Origin of the sequence: Streptomyces neyagawaensis (assembly GCF_023516595.1) — a bacterium.
Lineage (GTDB): Bacteria > Actinomycetota > Actinomycetes > Streptomycetales > Streptomycetaceae > Streptomyces > Streptomyces neyagawaensis.
In genome coordinates this window covers 59,267-80,971 of the sequence record NZ_JAMGBG010000119.1, presented here as the reverse complement: position 1 = coordinate 80,971, position 21,705 = coordinate 59,267, and the positions used below count along the sequence as shown (strand labels likewise).

22 protein-coding genes and 3 pseudogenes are annotated in these 21,705 nt (G+C 69.2%); 22 read left to right on the top strand and 3 right to left on the bottom strand.

Annotated elements, in window-relative coordinates; translation table 11 throughout:
- Nucleotides 1-206: 206 nt before the first annotated feature.
- The 21 genes and pseudogenes from M8J73_RS35110 (at nucleotide 207) to M8J73_RS35015 (ending at nucleotide 16,735) form a co-directional block, all read left to right on the top strand.
- Nucleotides 207-554 (top strand): hypothetical protein, encoded by a 348-nt coding sequence (locus tag M8J73_RS35110; protein WP_055541437.1) that lies wholly within the window; start codon nucleotides 207-209, stop codon nucleotides 552-554.
- A gap of 47 nt (nucleotides 555-601) precedes the next feature.
- Nucleotides 602-1,099 (top strand): hypothetical protein, encoded by a 498-nt coding sequence (locus M8J73_RS35105; protein ID WP_206187980.1) that lies wholly within the window; start codon nucleotides 602-604, stop codon nucleotides 1,097-1,099.
- A gap of 106 nt (nucleotides 1,100-1,205) precedes the next feature.
- On the top strand, nucleotides 1,206-1,643 hold the full coding sequence (locus M8J73_RS35100) for a hypothetical protein (RefSeq protein ID WP_055541436.1): 438 nt from the start codon (nucleotides 1,206-1,208) through the stop codon (nucleotides 1,641-1,643).
- 951 nt (nucleotides 1,644-2,594) lie between these two features.
- Complete coding sequence (locus tag M8J73_RS35095; protein ID WP_055541435.1) at nucleotides 2,595-3,341, top strand: hypothetical protein; 747 nt, start codon at nucleotides 2,595-2,597, stop codon at nucleotides 3,339-3,341.
- A complete protein-coding gene (locus M8J73_RS35090; protein ID WP_055541434.1) occupies nucleotides 3,338-4,003 on the top strand; it encodes a hypothetical protein in 666 nt (221 codons plus the stop codon). The genes M8J73_RS35095 and M8J73_RS35090 overlap by 4 nt, the downstream gene beginning before the upstream one ends.
- Nucleotides 4,004-4,032: 29 nt before the next feature.
- The gene (locus tag M8J73_RS35085) at nucleotides 4,033-4,437 is read left to right on the top strand and encodes a hypothetical protein (protein ID WP_055541433.1); all 405 of its coding nucleotides are present in this window, start codon (nucleotides 4,033-4,035) and stop codon (nucleotides 4,435-4,437) included.
- Between the two features lie 318 nt (nucleotides 4,438-4,755).
- A complete protein-coding gene (locus tag M8J73_RS35080; RefSeq protein ID WP_249829509.1) occupies nucleotides 4,756-5,145 on the top strand; it encodes a hypothetical protein in 390 nt (129 codons plus the stop codon).
- Nucleotides 5,142-5,957 (top strand): SPDY domain-containing protein, encoded by an 816-nt coding sequence (locus M8J73_RS35075; RefSeq protein ID WP_055539293.1) that lies wholly within the window; start codon nucleotides 5,142-5,144, stop codon nucleotides 5,955-5,957. The genes M8J73_RS35080 and M8J73_RS35075 overlap by 4 nt, the downstream gene beginning before the upstream one ends.
- 58 nt (nucleotides 5,958-6,015) lie before the next feature.
- On the top strand, nucleotides 6,016-6,138 hold the full coding sequence (locus M8J73_RS45010; RefSeq protein WP_274757697.1) for a hypothetical protein: 123 nt from the start codon (nucleotides 6,016-6,018) through the stop codon (nucleotides 6,136-6,138).
- Nucleotides 6,129-6,989 carry an SPDY domain-containing protein gene (locus M8J73_RS35070; protein ID WP_055539292.1) on the top strand — a complete coding sequence of 287 codons (861 nt, stop codon included), beginning with the start codon at nucleotides 6,129-6,131 and terminating at the stop codon, nucleotides 6,987-6,989. Before M8J73_RS45010 ends, M8J73_RS35070 begins: the two co-directional genes overlap by 10 nt.
- 15 nt (nucleotides 6,990-7,004) lie before the next feature.
- Complete coding sequence (locus M8J73_RS35065) at nucleotides 7,005-7,598, top strand: hypothetical protein (protein ID WP_055539291.1); 594 nt, start codon at nucleotides 7,005-7,007, stop codon at nucleotides 7,596-7,598.
- A gap of 5 nt (nucleotides 7,599-7,603) precedes the next feature.
- Nucleotides 7,604-7,873, top strand: a pseudogene (locus tag M8J73_RS35060) (SPDY domain-containing protein); the annotation flags it as partial.
- Nucleotides 7,874-7,974: 101 nt separating this feature from the next.
- Nucleotides 7,975-8,373 (top strand): SPDY domain-containing protein, encoded by a 399-nt coding sequence (locus tag M8J73_RS35055; protein ID WP_107423988.1) that lies wholly within the window; start codon nucleotides 7,975-7,977, stop codon nucleotides 8,371-8,373.
- A gap of 35 nt (nucleotides 8,374-8,408) precedes the next feature.
- The gene (locus tag M8J73_RS35050; RefSeq protein WP_079054900.1) at nucleotides 8,409-10,238 is read left to right on the top strand and encodes a type IV secretory system conjugative DNA transfer family protein; all 1,830 of its coding nucleotides are present in this window, start codon (nucleotides 8,409-8,411) and stop codon (nucleotides 10,236-10,238) included.
- Between the two features lie 14 nt (nucleotides 10,239-10,252).
- A complete protein-coding gene (locus tag M8J73_RS35045) occupies nucleotides 10,253-10,843 on the top strand; it encodes a hypothetical protein (protein ID WP_055539290.1) in 591 nt (196 codons plus the stop codon).
- Nucleotides 10,844-10,873: 30 nt separating this feature from the next.
- Nucleotides 10,874-11,722 carry a hypothetical protein gene (locus tag M8J73_RS35040; RefSeq protein WP_055539289.1) on the top strand — a complete coding sequence of 283 codons (849 nt, stop codon included), beginning with the start codon at nucleotides 10,874-10,876 and terminating at the stop codon, nucleotides 11,720-11,722.
- Nucleotides 11,723-11,805: 83 nt separating this feature from the next.
- Nucleotides 11,806-12,123, top strand: a complete 318-nt coding sequence (locus M8J73_RS35035; protein WP_208921735.1) for a hypothetical protein — start codon at nucleotides 11,806-11,808, stop codon at nucleotides 12,121-12,123.
- Nucleotides 12,124-12,221: 98 nt separating this feature from the next.
- Nucleotides 12,222-13,097: an adenine nucleotide alpha hydrolase family protein gene (locus tag M8J73_RS35030; protein ID WP_055539379.1), complete on the top strand. Its 876-nt coding sequence runs from the start codon at nucleotides 12,222-12,224 to the stop codon at nucleotides 13,095-13,097.
- Between the two features lie 5 nt (nucleotides 13,098-13,102).
- Nucleotides 13,103-14,374: a DNA cytosine methyltransferase gene (locus M8J73_RS35025; RefSeq protein WP_055539380.1), complete on the top strand. Its 1,272-nt coding sequence runs from the start codon at nucleotides 13,103-13,105 to the stop codon at nucleotides 14,372-14,374.
- Nucleotides 14,374-15,483: a DnaB-like helicase N-terminal domain-containing protein gene (locus tag M8J73_RS35020; protein ID WP_208921737.1), complete on the top strand. Its 1,110-nt coding sequence runs from the start codon at nucleotides 14,374-14,376 to the stop codon at nucleotides 15,481-15,483. The genes M8J73_RS35025 and M8J73_RS35020 overlap by 1 nt, the downstream gene beginning before the upstream one ends.
- Before the next feature lie 214 nt (nucleotides 15,484-15,697).
- On the top strand, nucleotides 15,698-16,735 hold the full coding sequence (locus tag M8J73_RS35015; protein ID WP_055540936.1) for an SPDY domain-containing protein: 1,038 nt from the start codon (nucleotides 15,698-15,700) through the stop codon (nucleotides 16,733-16,735).
- A 144-nt stretch (nucleotides 16,736-16,879) separates the two neighbouring features.
- Here M8J73_RS35015 and M8J73_RS35010 read toward each other — a convergent pair whose 3' ends face one another.
- Nucleotides 16,880-17,767 (bottom strand): DUF5655 domain-containing protein, encoded by an 888-nt coding sequence (locus M8J73_RS35010; protein WP_055540937.1) that lies wholly within the window; start codon nucleotides 17,765-17,767, stop codon nucleotides 16,880-16,882.
- Nucleotides 17,768-17,968: 201 nt separating this feature from the next.
- Nucleotides 17,969-19,210 (bottom strand): annotated as a pseudogene (locus tag M8J73_RS35005) (IS3 family transposase).
- Between the two features lie 95 nt (nucleotides 19,211-19,305).
- Between M8J73_RS35005 and M8J73_RS35000 the strand changes: the two are divergent.
- Nucleotides 19,306-20,450: pseudogene (locus M8J73_RS35000) on the top strand (IS3 family transposase).
- Nucleotides 20,451-20,696: 246 nt separating this feature from the next.
- Here the strand turns inward: M8J73_RS35000 and M8J73_RS34995 are convergent.
- Nucleotides 20,697-21,680 carry an aldo/keto reductase gene (locus tag M8J73_RS34995; RefSeq protein WP_107467889.1) on the bottom strand — a complete coding sequence of 328 codons (984 nt, stop codon included), beginning with the start codon at nucleotides 21,678-21,680 and terminating at the stop codon, nucleotides 20,697-20,699.
- Between the last annotated feature and the right edge of the window lie 25 nt (nucleotides 21,681-21,705).

The window sequence follows — 21,705 nt, the reverse complement described above, 5'->3', positions numbered from 1 at the left end:
GGTGCTCAAGCGTCGGTCCCCCCAAGTGACGGCCATCAACCGGCCCAGTCCGACACGCCTACCTGCCGGGGTGACGTCATCCTCGCCCCGCTCTTCATCCGCCCCGCATTTGCAAGGTCCTTTTAGCCATACCCCTCCCGTCCCCGCCCTCTTGGAACTGTCACAACTGGAGCTGCCGGATCTGCGCTTCACCGCACCGCGATGAGATGACCCTGCTCCGCTGCGCCATCGTCACGCTGTTGGAGCACGGCCGCTGGATGGCCTCCGACGAGATCCCCCTGACCGAAATACTCAGCGGAGCCAGCGACTACCTGGCCCGCTTCGCCGGCCCCGGCAGCGACGACACCCCGGTCCCCTCAGCCGGCGAGCGGGCATGGGTCGACGCCGAACTGCGCCTGGCCGTTGCCCGTGCCGCCGGGCTGGATGCCGTCAGCACTCTCGATCCCCGCATCGACAGCACCCTGGCCACCGAAGCCTCGCGGTGCTGGCGGCGCCACATGGACCTGCTCGACCGCGCCGCCCAGCACTACCCACGCCCCTCTCACACCCACTGAACCCACTGGCGCCGCAGACCGCACCCCGACACGAGGAGATTCCGTACTTGGGAGTCCGAACCCACTGGACCGTCACCCACATCTGTACCCACGACGTCGTCCACGATCTGTCCGACCGACCGGCCGACCAGCGCGCCGGCTTCGCCCGCTGGCTCGCTTCCAGGGACTGCACCGACTGCTGGAAGGCGGCCCGCGACGCCGACAGCCTCGGGAAGGAGGAGTGGCTGGCCGCGAAGCGCGCTGAGGAACAGCAGGCCGCCGCCATGTGGGCCGAGCAGTTCAAGATGCCACCGCTGGAGGGCACCGAACGCGCCCGAGGCTGGGGCGAGCGCTCCCGCCACCAGTTCGCTACCCGCGCTTATGCCGCCCTGGTCGTTGAGGGAACCTGGGACGAGGCGGACTGGACGGTGCTGGAGGAGAAGATTCGCACTATCACCCGGGCCGGATGGTGGATCGACCAGCGTGATGCGGAGGGCACCGATCTGCCCGAACTTCTCGACGCCGCTTCCGAGAACGACCGCGGCACCGAGAACCCGTACCGGTAGACGATCAGCGGTTATACCCGACGATCCCCGGTTAGTGAAACCGGCGATCCTCCGGAGCATTGATGCTCCCACCGCCACCGAGCTGCTCGTAGAAGGACCGGCTGCCTTGCCCGACGCTCCCCACCCCTCGCCCATACCCTCCACCTGGCGACCATCCCAGGAGACGCTGACCGCTGAGAGGGACATCACCCACGCGCACTTCACCCCCGGCGACCAGGTCGTGATCCCGCGACGCGTCGCCAACGGCGTCCTGTCGGGCGACATCATGACGATCGTCGCGCCCTCCTGGCACCTACCCACGGACGAGAACGGCTGGCGGTTGCGCAACCCGCACGGCGGTGACCGCACCTTCATCACCGCCCATCCCCGCTACCTGATCCACCGTGGCCACCACTGCCCCGACTGCCTGATCCACCGGCGCGCCCTGGAGGACTTCGTACTGCCCAAGCTGCCCATCGGGAGCGGGCCCTTCGACTGCGGGTGGTACTCGATCAACCCCCTCAACCAGCTCGTCCACATCACCGATACCCAGGGCGGCCGATGACGCTCCCTGTCCGGCGCCCGGGACTCACCGCCGGCACGCTGCGGGAGCACCCGCACCGCCACAGCGACAGCGACAGCGACAGCGACAGCCGGCGATCTAGTCCGAGAGTGCCCCTGATCACGGCCGGCCACGGCATCCACGAGTCGGACGGACGCAGCGCCCATGGGTACGTACGTGATCGTGCGCGTGGCACCCCTGGGGTGCCCCCACCTCCGAGGCGTTCGCCGAAGCCTGGGCCGTCCCGTCTCCGGTCGAGAAGGGGCTGACCAAGCACACGGTGGTCGCCCACTGACCGGGCCGAGCAGATTACGCCTCGGACCGCCCCGTGTGGACGGAGGCGCAGAAGTTCGACGAGTGGGCCGAGCACCTGGACGTATCTTGCTGAAAATGGCCGGCCACCACCGACCGGCACGGCGACGGCATGCCATCTGGCACGCGGCAGCGCGGCTGCCCCCTGCCGACCTAGCTCTGAACGGATCCTCCCCAGCGCCCCAGCGCCCCAGCCCACGCGCTCCGCTCCACCATGACGGACTCCATGTCCTCGACGCCCGTCGTCCCAGGCGCTGCGGTGCAGTTTCCGGCGAACCGTACGACCGCCCGGTCAGCACCCAGGTCGCGCACCTCGCCGAGGCGTCTCCGCCAGGTCACCGCTACGGACGAAGCCGCTGACTTTTCACGAAGGTGGACGCCACGCACAAGGGCGTCCTGGCCTCCTTGGGTAACCCGCTTTGCCCGGCAGCCGACTCCTGCGAAGGGCACGGCCAACCCACGAAGCGGAACACCTCGCCCCGCCCGGCAGCCGTGCCCAGCCGAGGCTGGCCCGAGCGAGACGGAAGCCTGCGCCGTCTGTGTCTGCCCGCCACCCCGCATCCCACCAGTCCGCGTCCCCTGCCCACCGCGCCGGCCCCACCGGCAGTGGGACATGATCCGCGCTCTTTCTCAAGGAGACTCTTGTCCGCCCCCGACGACTCCATCGCTTCCTTCGCCGCAGTCCTAGCCGGCGAACTGCCTGGCCAGTGGAGCAGCCAAACCCAGCCGGACCTCAACGGCCACGCCGCTGAGGACGACCTGACCGCCGCTGTCTGGGACATGGACCAGGTCGCCGACGCCCTTGCCAAGCACAGCGTCAACCACTGGGCGGTCGTGACTCGACCCGCAGATGGCACAAGGCTGTTCGTCATGGACCGCAAGGGCCGCGACGACGGCTTCCTCATCGCCGCCATGGCACCCGAGAACCTTCCCGCTGAGGCGTTCCGCGGAGTCCGTGAGCCTGATGGCCTCGCCGTCGACGCGAACCCGTTCCGTGCCGCCAAGCATGTCCGCCTCCGGCTGTTGCCCCGCTATGAGCAGGCCCTCGCCCAGGTACGGGACAACGCCTCCCGCCTCGCCGCCGCAGCTCGTGTCAAGCAGACGGTGGTGATGACGTGGTCGGGCGAGGACATCGTGACCGCCGAGCCCGATCGCGACGACATCGTCCAGGCGCTCACCGAGTACGGCTTCGCACTCCACGAGGACCGGCATGTGTTCGTGCTGTCCGACGGCGATTCGGCTCGGGTGGCCGCCGCCGTCCGCGCCGTCGGCCACCGGCTGTCCGAGCTGGGCGTCGGCGTCCTTCTCTCCCGCCCGGCCGGTCGGCCAGCACTCGCCACCGCTCCGGTCCAGCCGCCCGCCTCACCGGTCCCTCACCGGGTCCGGTGAGGGGCCGACCGCCCGGTGACGAGCCGGAATTCCTCGTCACCGACTACGTCACGATCACCCGGGATCCGCGCACGCGTCTCGTCGTCGCGATCGGGGGCGACGATCGCGCAGCGGGCATCCTGCAGCAGTCGGGCGGGTTCATCGACGCTCCCGGGCCCCGTGGCCCCTACCACCGCCAGCCACACACCATGCGCACCGAAGATCAGTGTCTTGGTTCGACCGCTGCGGCCCTGTCCCTGCTGCAGGCCGGATACAGCGTCCACCTAGACCCCGAACTCAACATGCTGAGCACGAAGGACGAGGACCGGAAAACCGCCCACCGATACCTCGACCAGCTCGCCGACCGCGCCAGGAACGCCACGAGCGGCCACGAATTCGCCGCAGTCCTCACAGAACTCGTCGCCCCTCACGACGACGTGCTCCACCGCCTGCACAACATCCTGGTCTCCGCCTTGGTGACCTGGGCCGACCGTGTCCACGGGCCTGGACGCGACACCGATCCCGCCCAGCAACTGATCAACGCAGCCCGCAGTTTGTCGCGCTTGACTCGCCAACTGGAAGACATCCGCGCCCTGGCCGCCCGTACACCGACAACCACCCCAGCGCCCAGCACGGCGCAACCGCCCAGCCCCCACCCACCGGCTGTGGGCCGGCACCGCTGACCGCCCTTGCCCAGCAGGAGATCGACCCCATGGGAAACCGTGCCGACGAAGAAGGCACCGACGTCGAGTTCTACCGAAAGCCCCTGACCGACACCGTCCACGCCGACACTCCGACCGGTGCTCCCGCGCAGCTTCTGGACCTACTCGACCGTCTCGGCTTCGAACGCAAGACGGTCGAGACCGCAGGCCCGGTCTACGTCTGGCATGAAGCCCCCGCCGACCTCAGCGAGGACGGGAAGAAACGACTCGCCACCCGCGCCCTTCCCACGCTGCTGCTGGCCGGGTACGTCGTGCACATCCCCGACGACCTCTTCGACCCGGCCGCCTACGAGGACGCCGTGTCCCGTCTCAGGACCCCGTCCACCAGCAGCACGCCGGGCTCGGTGCCGACCTCCATGGCCGGAGCCGAGGACCGCGCTGCCCGACGGCGGTGAATTCGCCGTCGGGAGCACCGTGCCCGAGGCACCCTGCCCAAACGCCTCTGTATGCCCGGCAGCCCCGCCAAGGCCGGCCCCGCGCCCACCCACAGGAGTTTCGTCATCCCCGCCGTCGGCCCCACACCGCCGCCCATCACCGTGTACGACGCACCCCGCCTGGCCACCGCCCTCTTCCGCCACTACCTACGCGCCTGCATCGTGCGCTCTCCCGACGCAGCCCATCCTCTCTCCGGAGGGCGCCCTGAGGCAGCACTGGATGAATCCCGGCGCCTCGGCCACCACACCTGACCCTTACCTGCCTGCTTCAGGAGGCCCGTGACCGACTCCCCCATCCGCCCAGTCCCGTACGCCCGATCCATCGCCGAACAGATCGGCCGACTCAACGAGCAACTCGCGCTCGCCCCACCGCGCGAGGCCGCCCGGGTCCTCGCTGCCGTCCTCAACCCCGAGGACGGCATTCTTGGCCGGCTCACGGGCCTGATGATCACCGGCGCCCAGTTCGCCAAGCACCATTCCGAGCAAGGCATCCTCCCGCCCGAGGTCTGCCTGGCGATGGGCCGCGCAGCCAACGAACTCCATGACATCGTCCTGGACCTCGACGAGCACGTAGACCAGTTCGGCACCTTCGCCAGCCCTGGGGCCTCGCCTCCTCCGACGACACCGAAACCGGTCGCCTCCGCGCTCGTCGTCCGGAGGCGCCGGTGAGCCGGAAGCAGTGGACCGGCTGGGGCACCCGACGTACGGGCGGCGAGCAGGCCGAGCAGCACTACCTCATCGAGCCCCGCCATCTCGCCGGCGGGGGCGACATCGGTCACGTCATCGAGTTTCTGCGCGCCTGCGGCTGGAAGGGTTCTGCTCACCGCGGTGGCCCGTTCGTCCTCGAGAGCCCCGACCGCACCATCCGCATCGGCTACGACCCGCACACCCAGCCTGGCGGCTGGACCATCTCCGGCAAAGCCGTCGGCGCCCAGCAGCCGTGGCACGCCACCTTCGGTCGGCAAACCCCGGTGGAGATCGTGGCCAGTGTCACGGACGCCCTCACCCGACCCCGCTCGGCGCACGCGCCCAACGCCTGGGCGCCGCTTCAGCAGCAGGGCTGGACCAGTGAGCGCGGCGAGGACCAGACGTTCACCGCCGTCCACCCCGGCCGGGACACCTGGCTGCTGTACCGCCAAGACGAGCGCGGCCAGGCGATGTGGTGGGCCGGCGCCCGCTCCGAACACGGGCGGACCTGGGACGCCGTGTTCACGCCCACCACCCCGCTGCACCTCATCGAGGCGTTCGCCACGGCGCTGGCCGACCCGCAGCCGGTGATGCGCCCGCGCGGACACGTCCCGCCCAGCAGGCGGATCCGCACCACGTCGGTCTCGGTCCTGCCCTCCCAGCTCACCTCGTGGCAGCAGGCCCGCATCACCGCCGCCCGCGCCGCCACCTGGGCCCGCTTCGCCACCACCCGCACCCGCGCACAGCCCAGGGCGAGCGGCCCGTACACATACGCCGGTGGCCGACGCCGCTGACCCACCTCCGGCGGCCTCGCTCGCTCCTTCCCCAACACCCCACCCACGAGGAGGGTTCATGACCGACGCCACAACCGTCGACCAACTGCGCCACCCGCTGAACGACACGGTGCGCGTGCTGGAACGCACCCCGAGCCATACGGTGCACGGCACTACCGAGCGGTGTCGTACATGCCGGTGACCGCGCGTCAGCTGGCCGCCTTCCGGCGCGATCACGAGTCGACGATCCCCCGTGCCACCAGCCCCCGCTACCTCGCAGGAGCGGGCGACGCCCGCCACGTCACGCACGCCCTGCTCGCCGCTGGATGGAACATCACCTCCGACCCGGCCTCCCCCGAGACCGAGCTGACCAGTCCCGACCTGCAAACTCGGCTCCAGGCCGCACCCCAGTTCACCCCGTCGGGCAACTGGTGGCGCCTGACTGTCGAGCCGCCCAACTCCCGCACCTGGTACGCCTCGTTCACCCGTCACGTGCCGACCGAAATCCTGGCCGGTCTCACCGACTCACTCCTCACTCCCGTCCCCGAGGACGTGGCCGACCCGTGGGACCTCTTCCGCTCGGCAGGCTGGAGCGTCACCCAGAGCGAGAACGGCACCGGCTTGGAAGCCCGCTCCCCCGACCAGAGGGCGATCGTCGAATACAGCCGTCCCCAATACGACGAGACCCGCGCCTGTTCCTGGCGCATCCGTGCGAAGGAGTACCCCCTCGACGCCGCCGAGTCCTCCTTCGTCGGCCGCTCGATCTGGGACGGCTGGCTCGACGGGCACACGCCCGGACACACCATCGCCGGCTTCATCACCGCCCTGACGAGCGACGAACCGCTACTGCGCGGCTGGGGCCACCACGGCTGGCATCACGCCGTACAGCACGAACCGACCAGCCGCACCGGCAGGGACGTCGCCGACGCCCACCAGCAGCGGCTCAAGCACGTCCAGGCCCGCGTACGCGCCGCCCACCGCCAGCGGCTGAATGCCGCCCCCTCCCCGGCCGTCGCCGCTCCCGCCGCTGCCTCGACTGCTCGCGCCCGATGACTGAAGAAAGCCCCTGTGACCACCCCACCCTCCTCTCCGAGCATCGTCCACCAGCAGCGCCTCGACCAACTCGCCGCGTTCCTCCGCACCAGCGAGCAGGTCCTGGCTTCTTGGGACGTTTATTCCGACCAGCACACCGATCCTGACGGCTGGCCGTACGACGACGAGACCTACGGACAGCGCGCGGCCCGACAGGACGCCGACACCTGGCAGGCTGCCGCCCAGGTCCGGCCCTTCGCCCGCGAACTGCTCTCCACCGCTGAAGACCAGTTGCAGCAGCTCCCCGCCCAGGCCGTCCAGACGCACTGGCCGTGGCACCTGGCAAGCGCCGAAGCCGCCCTCGACGAACTCGACGCCTTCGAGGAGCACTACCGCGCCCGTCTCGACGACCTTCCGCCCTCCGCCCATCCAGGGACGGAGGTGTACGACGACCTGATCGACGCCCGCAACGCTGAGGCATGGCACGCACTGGACGAACTGGCCCTGCACGCCCCGGCGATCCTCGCCATCCACACAGCCACCCGGAACGCCCGGCCCCGCCTCGAAGCCCTCGCGCCCCGTCCGGCGCCCTCGGCCTCCGGCGCCCCGGAGCCCGTGGCCCGGAGGTGAACCGGATGCGCTTCCTGTCCCAGGACGCAGTCGACGAGGTGCTCGTCAGCCCGCCCTGTCTGGCCGACGGCGGGGATCCACGCTGGATCACGGTGGCCCTCCACCAAGCCAGCGGCTGGCGCTACGACCACGCCCCGCTCTCCCCGGTCGTCCATCTGGTCCGTCCCGACCAACAGGCCGAACTCAGCCTGTACCCGGACCCGGACAAACCATGGTGGACGATCCTCCACGCCCTCACCACTGAACACCCGGCCTGGTACGCCCGATTCGGCGCTCGCGCCCCGGTGGAGATCCTCGCCGCGTTCACCGACGCCCTCACCGACCCCACCCCCGCAACGGAGCCGAGCGATCCCTTCGAGATCCTCTACGCGGCCGGATGGGTGGAACACTCCGACGTCTCGGCCTCCTCCCCGACGGACCAGTCCGAGTCGAGCGCGTCGGCCAAGGGCGAGGCAGTTGGTTCATCACCACCTCCCTCCCCGGCGACCCGGACGCCGTGCTCTGGCACGCCCACCTCGACGCCAACACGCCGCTCCACCTCGTCGCCGCGTTCACCCGGGCCCTCACCGATGCCACGCCGCTGCGCCGCGACCTGCTCGGGCTTCCGCCTCAAGCCCGACCCCACATTCACACGACCCCCGCGCCGACGGACCTGACCGACGACGCACTGGATCCGTTGGAGGAGCGCGTCCAAGTCCTCGCCGCCCGGCGCCGACGCCGGGTGCCCGCTCTGCCGCCGCGTCCGCCGGAGCCGCCACCGCGGCGTACACGCTGAACCGGCGCCACGTCCCTACCCCGAAGACTCTTCCCTTGCCTAACGCCTCCCCCGCTTCGCCCACCGGCGACGGCTACGACATTGCCTTCAAGGTTCTCCTCGGCGTACTGGTCGTCGCTGTGCCCCTGTCCAACCTCGCCTGGTTGTCCGGCAATCTCACCGCCCGGTTCACCGGCCCCGGCCCGTGGGCGCCGTACCGACCGATCGACGCTCTCCTCCACCCGGACCAGCTCTGGCCAGCTGCGGGAGAAACGTCCCTGCTCATCGGTACCCGCATCATCCCAACCGTGGCGTTGATCGTCCTCGCCGCCACCGTCGCGGTCGTCTGGTCCCGGCACAAGAACTCCGGCGGCGGCCGGAAGAAGAAGATCGCCGGGATGGCCAAGGCGAAGGACATCGAGCCGCTGATGGCCAAGGCGATCACCGCCAAGGCCCGCTCGCTGCGCCCGAGTCTGAAGGGTGCCAAGCACATCGACGTCGCCGATACCGGCGTCCTCCTCGGCAACCTCCAGGGCACCCGTCTCGAAGTCCGCATGGGGTACGAGGACGTCGCCGTGGCCATCATGGCGCCGCGCTCCGGCAAGACCACCTCGCTGGCCATCCCCTCCATCCTCAATGCCCCCGGCCCGGTCCTGCTCACCTCGAACAAAGCCGCCGGCGACGCCTACACGGCGACCGTCGAGGCAAGGCGGCAGGCAGGGCGGACGTGGTCGATGGACCCGCAGCAGATCGCCCATGCCGAGCGACAGATGTGGTGGAATCCGCTCGCCGACGCCAAGACTCTGGACGGCGCGGGCCGCCTGGCCGGCCACTTCCTGGCAGCGTCCGTGGACGCCAGCCAGCAGGGTGACTTCTGGTCCAAGGCCGGATCCAACATCCTCTCCCAGCTCTTCCTGGCCGCCGCACTGGACGAGAGGCCCATCACCGACGTCATGCAGTGGCTGGCGTTCCCCGCCGACCGCACCCCGCTGGACATCCTGCGCGACCACGGCTTCAGTGCCGTCGCATCCCAGCTCAAGGGCACGGTCGAAGGCCCGCCCGAGACACGGGACGGTATCTACGAGACGGCCCGCCAGTACGCCGCGGCCCTCCTCGACAGCGAGATCGCCGCCTGGGTCACCCCCCAGCCGGGCATAAGGGAGTTCATCCCAGCCGAGTTCGTCACCTCCACCGACACCCTCTACCTGCTGTCGAAGGACGGCGGCGGCGGAGCATCGGCGCTCATCGCGGCGTGCGCGGACTCCGTGATGCGGGCCGCGACCGCGCAGGCCGAACGGGCCGGCGGGCGCCTGGACCCGCCGATGCTCGCAATCCTCGACGAGGCCGCCAACGTCTGCAAGATCAGCGACCTCCCCGACCTGTACAGCCACTTGGGCTCGCGCGGAATCATCCCGATCACCATCCTGCAGTCCTACCGCCAGGGCCAGAAAGTCTGGGGCGACGCGGGCATGGACGCCATGTGGTCCGCGAGCACCGTCAAGGTCATCGGCTCCGGCATCGACGACCCCGACTTCGCCGACAAACTGTCCCGCCTGATCGGCGACCACGACGTCGAGACCACCGCGACCTCCAGCTCCAACTCGGGCAAGTCGACCTCCGTGTCGATGCGGCAGGAACGGATCCTGCCCGCGGACGCGATCAGGGCCCTGCCCAAGGGCACCGCCCTCCTCTTCGCCACCGGCATGCGCGCCGCCATGCTCGACCTGCGCCCCTGGTACGCCGAGCCCGGCGCCGACGCCCTCTCCGCCGCCTCCGCCCGCGCGTCGAAGGGCATCACCTCCCGCGCCGTCGCCAAGCACACCCCCGAGCAGAGCGACAACGGCCCCGCCGCCCGACCGCCCTCCGTCGTCGCACACCGCCCCTGACCACCTGGAACGCCATGGCTGTCACCGACCACCACGACATCTTTATCGGCTCGACGGACGACGGATGGACCTTCGTCGTCCTCAACCGCCCGATCCGCAACGCCGCCAGCATCCTGACCGGCGCGGGCTTCACCGCCCGAAAGCACCAGGGCCGCACCGTCTACCTCCTGCCGCCCGAGACGGCCCCCGACGCCCACGAACGAGCCGGCATCGCCGCCTACGGGCTCATGGCCCATACCCAGGACCTCGTCGACCTCGCCTGGACGACCCGCCAGCCCGCAGCCTCCGCACCCGCGGTGACCATTCGCTTCGCCGATCAAACGGTCTACGCGATCACAGCCACCAACCAAGCCGACGCCATCCTCCTCCAGCACGGCTTCACACCGGCACGAGCGCAGCGGCAGTACGAACTGCCGGCCGGTCTGGGCGAGCGCGACGTGCTCAGCACCGTCGTCCGCACCGAAGCCCACCTGCACGCCGACGGTATCGGTGTACGCGTCGACCTCGGCATCGCCTCAGCCCAGGACATCCCCCTGGCACCGCCCAGGATGCGCACCACGCCCGCTCCGCCCTCCACCTCACAGGGCCAGCGACGCACCCGCTGAGCCCTCCCTTCGCCCGGAGTACCGCACCTCATGCGCCAGATCGACCTGTCCACCGAGATCGCCCAACTGCGTGAGCTCGGCAGTGACTTCGCGGACCTGCACAGCGAGGTCCGCTCCCTGACCCCCACCCCAGGCACCGACCTCCGCCGACAGCTCATGGCGCACATCGTCACCGTCAACGAGCTGGTGCAGCGCACTATGGAGCGCCTCGCCGTCCTCAGCGGCAGCCAATACACCATCGTCCCCGGCAGCCGCCCTGCCCTCGAAGCACTCGCCTCGGTCATCTACACCGCCAGCGTTGCCGCGGCTGACCTGGCCGGCGCGCTGTTCGCCAACCCCGTGGAAGGAGCCCCGTTCCCTGGCCCGTCGATCGACGAAGCCGCCGTCCGCGCGGCGCGACAGAGAGAGGCGGCTCAAGTCATGGCCGACCACCTCGCGGACGCCGCCCACCGGCTCGACCTGGCCTACACCGGCTGCTACTACCTGGCCAGCGGCATCACCCGTGACCTGGACAACCATCCGGGCCGCTCGTCGGAATCCACCGTCCCGGTACCGGAGATCACGGACAGTCAGTGCGCAGCGCTCGGCGCCCTGGTGGAAGCAGGCGGCATCCTCTACGTGTCCAGCAGGAAGGGCACACTCCACGCCACCACCAAGAGCCACGGCAGGGTCAACATCGCCTCCTTCAAGGCTCTGCAGAAGCGCGGCCTCGTCCACGTCGACACCGGAACCGACCTGATCCAGGGCCAGCACATCAGTGTCACCGCCGCTGGCCACCGGGCCTTGGAGATACACACACCCGCTCGTACGACGCCACCGACCACAGCCGTAGTCGCGAAGCCACCGGCTCCTGCACGTCCTGCGGGCATCATCCGCTGACCAGCTCCTCAGCACTCTCCTTCGTCACAGCAGGACACCCCGAGTCACACGCCGCCACCCCATTCACGCCGCTGTCTGGAGACATGCCCCGAACCCCCTGTCCTCGCCCGACGCCCAGCCGGATCAGGCAGCGCGAGAACGGCTCGCTCTACATGGACACCCATGCCTCGACGCGCGTCGCGATCACCACCTGGCGTGCCCTGGAACGCAAGGGTTTGGCCCACCGTGACCTCGACGCCCACCCCGCCTCGGCCATAGGTCAGCGTCTGGCGGCGACCCCGCTCGGGCTGACCGTTCTCAAGCACCTCTCCGGCGTCGCCTTCCCACCCGCCGCGACCCAGCTCTGGCCGCCGGATCCTCCGAGGCACTTCATCACAGCCCCCGCCGCCCACCGACGCTGACCGTCGCCTGCCTCCAGCGTCCCCCTCAAGGAACCGTCATTTCCGCAACCCCTGTCTTTCGCTCCATCTCGCTTGGCGCAGGCGTGCAATCCAGCGCCATGCTGGCGTTGTCCGCCGAGGGAGTTCTCCCGAAGGTCGACTACGCCATATTCGCCGACACCGGCTGGGAACCAGCCGCCGTCTACACCCACCTCGACCGCCTCGAACGGGAAATAGCCAAGCCCGCAGGCATACCCATCCTGCGCGTCGCCGCAGGGAATATCCGAGACGACGCACTCGATCCCGAGCACCGCTTCGCCTCCATGCCCCTCTATATCCTCAACCAGGACGGGAAGCAGGGCATGACCAGGCGTCAGTGCACGGGTGAGTACAAAATAAAGCCAATCAAGAAAAAGGCCCGGGAAATTCTCGGCTACCCCTACCCGCAGCGGATCCCGAAGGACGTCTTCGTCGAGCAGTGGGTCGGCATCTCTACCGATGAATTCCACCGGGCCAAGGACGCCGACGTCCGCTACATGCGAAACCGCCACCCCCTCCTCGACCTCAATTGGTCCCGCACCGACTGCGTCCGCTACCTGACGTCCATCGGCCTGACGGATACGCCAAAATCGAGCTGTTTGGGCTGCCCATTTCACGGAAACGCACAGTGGAGAAATATCCGGGACACGAGTCCGGAGGAATGGGAGGACGTGGTCGCGTTCGACGCAGCCATCCGCCAGGGCAACGCCCGCGCCAACGCCTCCGGCAACCCGCTGCTCGGGCAGGCGTTCCTGCACCGCTCCCGAGTCCCCCTCGACCAGGCCCCCATCGACCACGTCACCGCCGCCGAATGGGCAGCACGCCAGCAGGAACTCGACGACCGCCCCACCACGGTGGACGAAGTGGAGCAAGGTGTGGTCGACGGCTGCTCTCCCTGGGCCTGCCGTGGCGCCGGACCCGAGCCGGTTCAGGGTGACTTCGGGCTGGCTTCTTGAGGCGAATCGTCCTCGACCTCTTCGCCGGCCCCGGCGGCTGGAGCCACGCGCTCACCGTCCTCGGCTCGCGGGACATCGGCCTGGAATGGGACGAGTGGGCCTGCAAAACCCGTGCCGTGTCGGGGCAGTTGACGATCCGGACGGACGTCGCCCGCTATCCGACGTGGGTCTTCTCAGGCCGCGTCCTCGGGCTGATCGCCTCCCCGCCGTGTCAGGCCTGGTCGATGGCCGGCAAGCGCCTCGGGCTGGTCGACCAGCCCCTCGTTCACCAGGCCGTCGCCGACCTCTCCACCGGCCGCGACACCCGCGAGCAGCTGCTCGGCGCGTGTGCGGACGAACGCTCTCTCCTCGCGGCCGAACCCATGCGCTACCTACATGCCCTCAACACCGTGGGCGAGCCCGAATGGGTGGCCATGGAAGAAGTTCCCGACGTCCTGCCCCTGTGGAAGCAGTACGCGGCCATCCTGCGCGGCTGGGGCTTCTCCGTGTGGACCGGCATCCTCAACGCCGCCGACTACGGCGTACCCCAGACCCGGAAACGGGCAATTCTGCTCGCTTCCCGCGTACGAACCGCCGAACCCCCACCGCCCACCCACGCGAGAACGGCGGAGCCAGAGTCGCTGTTCGGCCCGGGCCGCGCCCGCTGGATGTCCATGGCCGAGGCCCTGGGCTGGGGCGCCACCGACCGTCCCGTGCCCACCGTGTGTGCCGGCGGCGGACCAGGAGGCGGCCCTGAACCCTTCCCGTCCGGCTCCCGCAAGACACTCACCAACGCCCGCGCCCGCGGCACCTGGACACCCCGCCTCGACACGGAGACGGTTCTGGCTTCTCCGCGCGAGAGCTCCGGCGGATCCGCGAGGCAGGGTTCCCGCAAGACCCACCCAATGGCTACGCCAGCCCCTACGTCCAGCGCCGAGGTCAACCGCTGGTCGTGGTCCCTGCGCAGCAACAACCAGGCCAACGCCACCGTCCGCCGGGCCGACGAACCGGCCGGCACGCTCTTCGTCGGCCATCGCGCCAACGAGTGCACGTGGGTCGCCGAGCCCGCCGTCACAACGCCGGGCCGCGAGCAACTGCCCGTCCCGGAGGCGATCCGGATCACCGCGCAGGAGGCGGGCGTGCTGCAGAGCTTCCCCGCCGACTACCCCTGGCAGGGCAACAAGGGCCAGCAGTTCTCCCAGATCGGCAACGCCGTTCCCCCACGCCTGGCTGCCCACCTGCTCGCCCCACACCTGAACAAGCCCTTCGACCCCAACGACTTCACCCTCGCCGCCTGATGCCCCACACACCCGATTCCGACGAGGACGACAACCTCGACCGCGTACCGCCCCCGAAGCCCGTGCACTACGCCGAGCAGGCTCTCCTCGGCGCCCTGCTCCTGGAACCCGCGCGTCTGGCCGACACCGGCACGCTGGAGGCCTCCCACTTCGACAACCACACCCACGCCGCGCTGTTCACCGCGATCCGTGCCCTCCCGCCGCCTGACCTCAACGATCACGCCAAGGACACCACCTGGCTCAACGCCGTCCTGAAACAAGCCCGCGCCCACGCTCCCGGCTTGAGCGCCACCTACCTCCATGTCCTCATCCAGTTCTGCCCGCGCCCGAAGCACGCCGCGGCCTACGCCAGCATGATCCACGCCGACAATGCCCGCCGAATCCTGCGCGGGCACGCCGAGCGCCTCGCGGCGACCGCCACCGACCTCGCCCTGCCCAACCCGGCGGCCACCACCCTCGCTGCGGCCGATGCCCTCAGCCGTGTTCTGGACGACCTCGCCGGGCAGTTCACTCCACACCCTGGCTCTCTCCCCCGCACCCCGCCACCGGCCGCCGTCACCCGGGCGTGCAACGACGAAGACCTCGACGAGGAACGACTCCTCCTGGCGACCGCCACCGCCTACCCGGCAGACGTACAGCAGATGCGGTGGCTGAGCGCGGAGGACTTCACGCTGCCCCTGCACGGCGCGCTCTGGCAGTGCGTGACCGCGCTCGTACACCGCAGCGACATGGTCGACCCGGTCACCGTCCTCGGCGAAGCTCAGCACCGCGGGCTCCTCACCGACACCCTCACACCCCGCGACCTGATGGCCCTGATCTCCACCCCCGCCGGGTCCCCCGAGTACTGGGGCGAGAGGGTCCTTCAGCGCGCTCTCCTCGCCCGCGCTCACGAGGTCGCCGACCGGATCACCACCTATGCCGACGACCCCGCCAACACCCCCCACCAGCTCATCACCGGCAGCCGCCGCGCCCTGGCCGACCTCAACTCCCTGCGCACCCGCTGGAACCGAGCCACCGCACCAGCCCGTACGCCGGCACGTTCCGCCTCCGCTCCACGGGCCGGCCCGCCACCCAGGCCAGCCATCACCACCTCACGCACCCACCGCTGACCCCAACCCCGCCGGTTTCCACTGGTCTCAGCAGCCGAGGCCCGATCTGAATCGAGCACCTCGATGACCGACACCTCAGTCGACGCCCACGTACGCTTCGACACCCACCCAGCCCACGCGAGCGCCATGGCCGCCATGCTCTCCGGGCACCCACCGCAGCGCCGCCCAGGCCCTGCTGGCCGTCCGCGGCTTCGAAGACCTCGACGAGCACACGATGGTGCTAGCACGGATCGACCACGAAGAGCCTTACTGGGCCCACCAGGCCGCCCACGCCCTGCGCGCCGAAGGCGTCACCACCGCCAATACCCCCACATACCTCAACGGGGAGACCGTCTCCTTGCACGGCGAGAACCATCTGCGCAGCATCGTCGACAGACTCGAGTCCCCCGCCCAGGCCCTCGCCTCCTTCCAGCGTCTCTACGGCGACGCCCTACGCCCCGGATCCGCCCCCATGTCCGACACCGAACAGCAGACCGCCCGCGCCCGCACCAGCCTCTACGCAGCCGATACCACGCCGGACCCATCAAACGCACACGTGGAAAGAGTGCCCGCCTACGCCGCCGACCCCGGCGACCACGAAACGGTGCTGAACCACTTCCTCAGCGAGAACCACGACTGGGAGAAGTACCGGACCTGGGACGACAACACCACCATCGCCAACCACGAATCGCTCACCCTGCGCGTCCTCTTCGACCATAACGCCCGATCCCGGGACCTGAAGTGGACCATCGCCGCGTACGAGACCCCGGTCAGCGACCGCATGTGGCACATGACCGTCACCGCCTCCACTCCCGCCCCCGTCCTGAACACCCTGCTCGCGGTTCTCGCCGCCGGTGACGCCTGGGAGCCAGCCATCGGCAGCCCCGCCATCGACAAAACCGTCACCGAAGCTGCCCGCCCCCTCACCGACGCGGGCTGGACCCACACCGTGGACGGACGCTGGCTGTGCTGGCAGACCAGCCGGGGAGACGTCGGTGTGCAATTCGAGGCCTTCGCCGCCCAAACACCCCACACCCACCTCGATACGTGGACCCTCTGGGCCGGCCCCAGCATCAACCACCCCACGTGGGCCATTCACGCCTCCGCCTACACCCCCGCCGGCCTCCTCGCCCACCTCGCCGAAGAACTCGCGCACGGAACCGGCACCCGCCGGACCCACCCTCGTCAAGCAGCCCAATACACAAGCCAGACCAACACCACAGCCCCGCCCCCGGCGCCACACCAGCCTCTCCCGAAGAGCCGTCGACTGTGACTGCTGGGACAGGCCGACTGCCGTGTCAGATCGGGCACGCACTATAGCGGCGGAGTGTCGGTCGCAGGAACCGGGACTTGCCCCATTCCACCGCCAAAGTCCTGACCGCACGGTACTGCTGGATGTCTCGCCGCTATAAAGCCTCTACGCCACGGCGTAGCCGAGACGGAACAGGCCTTCGGCCCGCTCCAGATCCCGGTCCGTGCGCAATCGCACTTCCAGGTCCCCCGTACCGTGGTGCCCCAGCCCCGTGACATCACGGGTGAACCCCGGAGACAGTTCTACCTGTGTGGGGTCCACCTTGAGGTACACCAGTACCTTGGACTGCCGCGGGGTGCACACGCAGGCGAAGTTCCGAAGTCGCCGGAAGGCGCGGTACTGCTGGCGCTGCACCGCGATCGCGTCACCGCCCAGACCCCGCAGAACCTCATCGACCGCCGCCGCCAGATCCTCCATCCCACTCGCTCCCCCGCGCGCTCGCGGGGCTGCGGCCGCACGGCTTCCCGACCGGGCGCCCACAGGCTGTCCGACGACCGAGGCCACGGTCTCCAGGCCCAGGTGCTCGGCGCCGTAAAAGCGGTAGCGCACCAGGTCGATGCTGCGGCGGTGCTCACGAACGGCATGGACGTCGTAGCGGTTGAAGTCACCGGCCACGCAGATGAGCCGTGGCGCGCTCCACACAACCTGGGAAGCGACCGCCGGTCCGAGCCGCTCGCGCACCAACCGGTGAAACGCATCCCGATGATCGAGGAGCCAGGACATGTAGAAGAGGCCCTGGTTGATCACGCCGGCGTCGGTGCCGCGCTTGTACTCGACGATCACGGGCGCGTTGTTCTCGTCTAGGCCGAGCGAGTCGATACGTCCCCCGTGCACAGGACCGGTGCTGTACTCGCTCGCCAGGAACCGCACGCCCAGCATTGTCTGCATGTGCGCCTCGACGAGACCCTGCACATCCGCCTCGACCTCGGCAAGGCGCGGCGCGACCTCTGTCACGTTGCCTTCCGTCGTGTGGAACAGCTTCAGGCCCGACACTCTTCCCCTCCTCGGCTCGGTGATCGACAACGCCGCAGAGGTGCAAGATTGTTTCCGCGCCTCTCCATCACCAGGGATCTGCGATTGGATGGCAGCAGTGTCCGCCCTTGCCTGCGGAACGCGCGACTGTGCGCCGTGGGCTTCACGAGCCGACTCATACGGGAAACAGCACAATGAAGCGCTCCGGGATCGGTGGAGGCTCTATACGCTGACTCCCGCCGCCGGTTGGGGCTGGTGTTGAGCGTAGTAGTTGATCTCGTGCTCGTGGGGCGGGATGTGCCCGATCGCGGTGTGGAGACGCTGGTAGTTGAACCAGTCGGCCCATTCCGCTGTGGCGAGTTCGACGTCGGCCAGGCCATGCCAGGGCCTGCGGGGCTTTATCAACTCGGTTTTGTAGAGGCCGATCTGGGATTCCATGAGGGCGTTGTCCAGAGCGTCTCCGACCGTACCGATCGAGGCGTCGATGCCGGCCTCGAGGAGGTGCGCGGTGAACGCGAAAGACGTGTATTGACTGCCCGCATCCGAATGATGAACCAGCCCCGGACCAGCGGGAGTTCCGGCTCGGTCACGGCGCCACAAGGCCATGTCCACGGCGTCGAGGACGAGCTTGGCCCGCTTGCTGGTGGAGGCGGACCAGCCGACGATCGCCCGGGAGAACACATCCACGACGAACGCGACGTAGACGACCCCGGACCAGGTGGCGACATACGTGAAGTCGGCGACCCACCGCTGATTCGGGCGAGACGCGGTGAAGTCGCGCCTGAGCAGGTCAGCGGCCCGCTCGTGGCCGTCGTCCCGGATGGTGGTGCGGATCTTCCTCCCTCGTCGGGCGCCCTGGAGACCGAGGCCTTGCATCAGCCGGGCGACCGTGCAGCGGGCCACCGGTATGCCTTCACGATGCAGCTGCCGCCAGACCTTCCGCGACCCCGTAGACGCCGAAGTTGTCCGTGTGGACACGGCTGATCTGCCTCCTCAGCTCCGCGTCGCGGACTGTCCGGGTCCTGGGAGCGCGGTTCTTCGCCGCGTAGTAGGTGCTCGTCGCGATCTTGAGTCCGTGGCTGGTCAGGACTCGACAGATCGGCTCGACTCCGAACACCTCGCGGTGAGCGTCGATGAACGCTACGAGCGCTTCGACGGCCGGTCGAGCTCGGCCGCGAAGAAAGCCGACGCCGCCTTCAAGATCTCGTTCGCCCGCAGCTCGGCGTTCTCGGCCTTGAGCCGCTTGATCTCCGCGGCCTCGTCTGACGTGGTGCCGGGCCGCCGGCCGGCGTCGACCTCGGCCTTGCGGACCCACGTCCGCACCGTCTCTGCGGCACCGATGCCCAACTTCGCCGCAATTGCCTTCATCGCGGCCCACTCGGTCGGGTAGTTGGGACGGATCTCCGCGACCATGCGCACCGCACGCTCACGAAGCTCGGACGGATAGGGGGACGGACGCGCCATGACTCGATCCTCTCAGGGAATCGAGTGGTCTGCCCTGGGTCTGATGGAGTCGGATTGCTGGACAATTGACGATCCAGCAGCTTCCGGAGGCCGTGATGCCCCGCAGATATCCGCCCGAATTCCGCCGCAAGGTTCTCGATCTCGTCGCATCCGGAAGGAAGGTCGCTGAGGTCGCCCGGCTCCTGGGCATCAGCGACCAGACGATCTATGTCTGGCGTCGCCAGTACCTCATCGATACGGGGCAGTTGCCCGGCACGAACAGCAGCGACCTGTCCGAGCTCGCTGCGGCCCGCAAGCGTATCGCCGAGCTGGAGGCTGAGGTGGCCATCCACCGGCGGGCTGCCGAACTGCTGGGTGAGGTGACGTCCCCAAAAGACGGTTCGAAGCCATCCGCGTGATGGCCCGTGAGCACCTTCCGGTGCAGCTGGCCTGCCGGGTGCTGCATGTCGCCGAGTCCGGGTACTACGCCTGGCGGGACCGTCCGCCGTCGAACCGGCTGGTCAAGCACGCGTGGCTGACCGAGGCCATCGTGGGCATCCACACCGCCTCCCGCGGTACCTACGGCTCCCGCCGGGTGCACGCCGAGCTCCGTCTGGGCCTGAGCATCCATGTCAGCCACGGCACCGTGGAACTGCTGATGCAGCGCGCCGGCCTGCACGGCCTGCCCGGCAACCGGCGCCACCGCGCCAAGCACGTGACCCCGTCCGTCACCGACCTGGTGGAGCGCAACTTCACCCGTCACGCCCGCGACCAGTTATGGGTCACGGACATCACCGAGCACCCCACTCTGGAAGGAAGGGTGTACTGCGCGGTCGTCCTGGACACGTTCTCCCGACGCGTGGTGGGCTGGTCGATCGACGCCTCGCCCACTGCGGCCCTGACCACCAACGCCCTGGCCATGGCCATCGGCAACCGCTCCCCGCGGCCGGGTGGCACCATCATCCATTCCGACCACGGAGTGCAGTTCGGGTCCTGGGCGTTCACCCAGCGCGCGAGGGCCTCCGGCCTGCTGCCCTCGATGGGCTCCATCGGGGACTGCGTGGACAACGCGATGATGGAGTCCTTCTGGGCCCGGGTCCAGGTTGAACTGCTCAACCGCAGACGGTGGCGAACGCGTCTGGAGCTGTCCACCGCACTCTTTGAGTACCTGGAAATCTTCCACAACCGACAGCGCAGGCATTCCGCGCTGGGCATGCTCAGTCCGGTGGAGTACGAACTCCGCACCCCGCCGGTAGCCTGAAACCAGGCAACTCGACTCCACGCAACTCGGGACAGTCCGGAGCCTCCATCAGACCCGGAGCGCTTCACATCGAAACGGCTCCCGCAGTCACGTACATAACCAGATGGGAGGCCGTCGCGTGACGACTGCTGTGCCCCTGCCCCGCTCCCTGCTCACCCTGACCGCCGCCCTTCTCCTGTGAGGTCCGTCCGCAGGCCAGGTGCCCTGTGGGTGGTCTTGGAGCGTTTCGCCTGTGAGTGATGGTTGTCAGGAGTGGTCCTCGGTCGCCGGGGGTGCGTTGTTGAGATCGGCGAGGTCTTGGGGCGTCAGTTCTAGGTCCGCTGCGTGAATGTTGTCCCGTAGGTACGTCGGGCGGGTAGTACCGGGGATGGGGATGATGTGCTGGCCCTGGGCGAGAGTCCAGGCGAGAGCGATCTGGGCCGGGGTCACGGCGTGGCGCTCTGCCACCGTGCGCAGGACGGTGACGATCTGTAGGTTCGCTGCGCGGGCCGGAGGGGTGAAGCGGGGGTGGCGGGCGCGCAGGTCGCTGGGCGGGAAGGGGGTGTTGGGGGTGATGGTGCCGGTGAGGAATCCGCGTCCCAGGGGCGCGAAGGGGACGAACAAGGCACCGTTGCGGGCGCACCAGCCGACGGTGTCCTCCTCATGTGCCCGGGTGCCGAGCGATAGTCGAGACCAAAGGGAGAGCTCGGACTGGATGGCGGCGACGGGGTGGATGCGATGTGCCTGTTCGGCCTCCTGGGTGCGGACGTCCGAGAGGCCGAGGTGGCCTATCTTGCCCTCTGCCACCATTTCGGCGAGGGCGCCCCAGCTGTCCTCCAGAGGCACGGCCGGGTCGATACGGTGCAGGTAGCACAGGTCCACGGTGTCGGTACGCAGGCGGCGCAGGCTCGCCTCGACCGCGTTGCGCAGGTGTGTTGGTCTGCCGTCGCGATGCAGCGCCATGGCCGCGAGGTCGTCCACGACCAAGCCGACCTTGGTGGCGAGGAACGCCTCGCAGCGGCGGAGGCCCAAGGTCTGGCCGATCAGCGTCTCGTTGTGACCTTCACCGTATACGCCCGCGGTGTCCAGGAGTGTGACGCCAAGGTCCAAGGCTGTGTGCAGCAGCGCGGCTGAAGCCTGGTCGTCGGGTTGCGGGCGGGCGTACATCCAGGGGCTCATTCCGGCACAGCCCAGGCCGACGGCTCCGAGCGGCCGTCCGGAGGGCAGGAAGGGTCTGGTCTTCGTGTTCATCGGTCAGCCGCTGTTTCCTCGTCCG